3 protein-coding genes and 2 pseudogenes are annotated in these 2,793 nt (G+C 73.1%); all 5 read left to right on the plus strand.

Annotation, left to right across the window (positions count from 1 at the left end):
• A pseudogene (locus FV230_RS26785) lies at window positions 1-229 on the plus strand (NrsF family protein); the annotation flags it as partial.
• 58 nt (window positions 230-287) lie between these two features.
• On the plus strand, window positions 288-674 hold the full coding sequence (locus FV230_RS26790; RefSeq protein ID WP_147844540.1) for a DUF305 domain-containing protein: 387 nt from the start codon (window positions 288-290) through the stop codon (window positions 672-674).
• A 601-nt stretch (window positions 675-1,275) separates the two neighbouring features.
• A complete protein-coding gene (locus FV230_RS26795) occupies window positions 1,276-1,692 on the plus strand; it encodes a type II toxin-antitoxin system MqsA family antitoxin (protein WP_187275644.1) in 417 nt (138 codons plus the stop codon).
• Window positions 1,693-1,703: 11 nt separating this feature from the next.
• Window positions 1,704-2,099 (plus strand): hypothetical protein, encoded by a 396-nt coding sequence (locus tag FV230_RS26800; RefSeq protein ID WP_147844542.1) that lies wholly within the window; start codon window positions 1,704-1,706, stop codon window positions 2,097-2,099.
• Window positions 2,100-2,180: 81 nt separating this feature from the next.
• Window positions 2,181-2,793: pseudogene (locus tag FV230_RS26805) on the plus strand (RND transporter); the annotation flags it as partial.

The following is a 2,793-nucleotide window of genomic DNA, read 5'->3' on the forward strand; positions in this document are numbered from 1 at the left end:
GCGCCGCGCCTGCCCGCTGCACCCGAACCTCACCGCAGCGCTCGGCGGCCTCGCGGCGGCGGCGGCCGCGGCGACCCTCCTCGTGCCGTTCCACCCGCACGACGCCACCGCGACCGACCTCCTGATCCACGCGGTCACCGTGCTCGGCGTGATCGGGCTGAACGGGATTTTTGGCGGCCGGCTGCTCGGCGGCGGCCCGGACTCATCCCGGCGCGACCGTGGCGGTTGACCTTGCCACGCCGGCAAGCTCCACGGTGCGGCGCATCCCCGTGAGGAGACCCGACCCCATGCGCAACACCGTCCGGCCCGCCCTGATCGCCGTCGCCGTCCTCCTCGCTGGCAGGGTGCTGGCACAGGGCATGGACCACGAGCACATGGACCACGCCGGCCGTCATCCCGCGCCGGCCGCGGGCGAGGCGCCCTCCACCCGGGCGTTCCGCGCCGTCGACGCGCGGATGCACGCCGACATGGCGATCCGCTACAGCGGCGACGTCGACGCCGACTTCGTGCGCGGCATGATCCCCCACCACGAGGGCGCCGTCGGCATGGCGCGGGTCGCGCTGCAATACTCGAAGGACCCGGAGGTGCGGGCGCTCGCCGAGGAGATCGTCAAGGCGCAGGAGCGCGAGATCGCCCAGATGCGGGCGATCCTGGCGCGGACGGGCGGGAAGTAGGAGCCGCAGCCTCGGATGCCCCCGCGCCCGGCGCTCGAAGCGACGTCCCTCCCTCCGTCATGGCACCCTTGCGCCCGCGATTCGGAGCCATCGCCTTCCGAGCCTCGATCCCGATCGGGGCTGCAGCGGCCTTGACGTCTGCGCATCTTTTTATCTTATAGGCAATCTGCGCACAGGAAGAGCTCCTTGTCGGCCTGCAAGGTTCGGATCGTCGTCGATCATGCCAACAGCGACGACCCGATCTTCACGGTCGAGGTGCGGCCCCCCTGGGGTTCGCTCGCTGTGATGGCCGAGGTGACGCTCTCGGGGCGATCCCTCGAGCTGAACGGCATGCACGTCGGCGGCGACCCGATGACGAAGTGGGGCGCGTCCGTGCTCCGCGACATCGCGCAGGGGGTCATGGAGGAATTGGATGTCGACGCGATCCACATTGTTGGCGGCGTTCGGACCACGGGTGCAAATCCGGGACGGGACCCTCGTCCCCGACGGCTCCGTAGAGCGCCTCAGCCTCAAGCGGCTGCCGGACGCGCACCTCGACACGGTGGCGGCGGCCCGCGCCCTGGTCCGTAGGCATCTTCCGGTGAAGGCGGCTCACGCGGTCATGACGGACGTGTTCGACACCGGTGAGGCCTATGTCGAGGTGCCGAAGGTCGAGAGCCTGAGCCGGCTGACGTCGGAACTGACGGCGCTGGGCATCGCCGTCCGCAAGCATGCACCCGACCCGATCTCCGTCCGAAGCGTGCGCGAGGCCCTGCATCTCTCGCAAGCCCAGTTCGCGCTCCGGTTCGGGCTGGAGGAAGCGACCGTCAAGAACTGGGAACAGGGCAAGTCCAGGCCGAACGCCACGGCCATGACGTTGATCTGGACGATCCATCGCCACCCCGAAGCGGTCGTCGATGCCCTCGCCACCTGCGGAGCCGCGACCGAAGCGGATGCGGCGTCCGCCCTTCGCGCCGGGGAAGGCCACGCCCCGGTGGACCCGCTTCGACGCCCTGTCCAGAAGCCCGAATCGTGCTAGGCTCACGCACGATGCGACAGGCCCGGCACCTTCTGCGACGGCTCGCTGCGATCCTTCGGGTCGCGGCGCTCCTCGTCATGGTCCCAGCCTTCGCCCAGGCGCATGCCGGGCATGCCCACCACCCCGGCGCCGGGCATGCGCGCGTCGGGCACGCCTTGAAGGCCGCCCTGAACGTCGCCGCGATGCAGGCGGGCGCCGTGATCGCCGCGCCGGAGGCCGCCGCCGACCGGGCGGATTGCCTCGCCTGCCCGGGCTGCTGCTGCGCCCACGTCTTCGTCGCGGCCTCGGACGGGGACGGCGTCCGCGCCGACCGCCCGAGCGGCGACCGCGTCGCGATGGGGCCGGATTCTGTGCGCCCGAGCGCCGTATCCGAGGCCCTTCCCGAGCCCCCCAGACCCTTCGCCTGAGGCTGCGCGCGCCGCCCCGGCGCGCGCCACGCGGCTCGTCCCGACGAGTCGCGCCCGTCCCGATGCGAAGGTTGCTCTCCCATGACGATCCGGCTCCCGGCTGCCCTCGCGGCGGCCGCGCTCACCCTCGGCCTGTGGGCCGTCGCGGCGCGCGCCCACGAAGGCCACGACCATTCCGACGGGCCGAAGGGGGCGCCCGCCGTCGAGGCCCCGCGCGGCGCGTCGAGCACCGACGCGCTCGAGCTCGTCGCGGTGGCGCGCGACGGCAGGCTGACGCTGTTCCTCGACCGTGCCGACACCAACGAGCCCGTGGCCGACGCGACGATCGAGGCGGAGACGCCGGCGGGCAAGGCCGCCGCGGTCGCGGGCCCCGACGGGAGCTACCGCCTCGACGCCCCCTGGAGCGCGGTGCCCGGCGACTACGACGTGCTGTTCACGGTGACCGTCGGCGGCAAGACCGACCTGTTCCCGGTCGACCTCGACGTGCCGGTGCCGCCGGCCCCGACGCCCGAGCCCGCGCCGTGGCATGCCGGCCTCGCCGTCGCCCACGATTTCGGCGCGCACCTGCGCAGCGCCGACCCGATGCCGTTCCTCGTCGGCGGCGCCGGCTTCGTGCTCGGCATCCTCGCGACGGTGCTGATGCGCGGGCGCCGGAGCGGCGCGGCACTCGCCCTCGTCGTGCTCGCGGCCGGGC

It is taken from the genome of Methylobacterium sp. WL6, assembly GCF_008040095.1.
Lineage (GTDB): Bacteria > Pseudomonadota > Alphaproteobacteria > Rhizobiales > Beijerinckiaceae > Methylobacterium.

Excerpts from the sequence above, each read along its gene's own strand:
- FV230_RS26800 (WP_147844542.1), top strand. The coding sequence starts at position 1,704 with ATGCGACAGGCCCGGCACCTTCTGCGACGGCTCGCTGCGATCCTTCGG.
- FV230_RS26790 (WP_147844540.1), top strand. The coding sequence starts at position 288 with ATGCGCAACACCGTCCGGCCCGCCCTGATCGCCGTCGCCGTCCTCCTC.
- FV230_RS26795 (WP_187275644.1), top strand. The coding sequence starts at position 1,276 with ATGACGGACGTGTTCGACACCGGTGAGGCCTATGTCGAGGTGCCGAAG.